Source organism: Ameyamaea chiangmaiensis (assembly GCF_013376175.1).
In the GTDB taxonomy this organism is placed as follows: Bacteria; Pseudomonadota; Alphaproteobacteria; order Acetobacterales; family Acetobacteraceae; genus Ameyamaea; species Ameyamaea chiangmaiensis.
In genome coordinates, this window is sequence record NZ_JABXXR010000362.1 from 1 (window position 1) to 621 (window position 621).

At 67.0% G+C, this 621-nt stretch carries 1 pseudogene; it reads left to right on the forward strand.

The features are described from left to right. Nucleotides 1-621 (forward strand): annotated as a pseudogene (locus tag HUK82_RS17060) (hypothetical protein); the annotation flags it as partial.

The window sequence follows — 621 nt, forward strand, 5'->3', positions numbered from 1 at the left end:
ACTGCGGGCGGAGGTTGATGCGAAGCTCGCCGCCATAGGCCTGCCGCCCCTGCACGGGACGTGGTGTCCCGACTGGATGACGGAGGAGCGTCTGGTCGCCGACGCGCTGGAGACGCGAACCCGGATTACCGATGCCTCTGACGAGCCTGAGGGCTATGAGGAGGACGGTCGCACGCAGGAAAGCCCAAGGGACCACATCCGCATGGGACTGGAGGCCTTTCTTGACGATCGTGCCGAGGAACTGGAGCGGGCAGGGCAGGACGGTCAGAGCTATCGTGCCCGCTACCGGGAGATCGCGCTGGGCGAGGTGACGCCGATCGGTCGTCTGTTCGAGCGCTGGAAGCGTGATATCGGCACCACGATCAAGGCGCAGACGCTGCGGGGGCACGACCTGTCGTTCCGGCTTCTGGGGGAGTTCCTCTCGCCGGAGCCACAGGAACGGACGTCGTCGCCGGACCCGGCCGCGCTGATCGCGTCGCTGAATGTGGAGCACATCACGCGGCGCGTGGCGGGAGGTTTCCCCGAGTGGCTGGCACAGGACAGGGGGCTGTCGGCCAAGACGATCCAGAGCCGGATCAGCCCGCTGAAGACCTTCTGGGACTGGCTGGAGCGCAAGGGCTA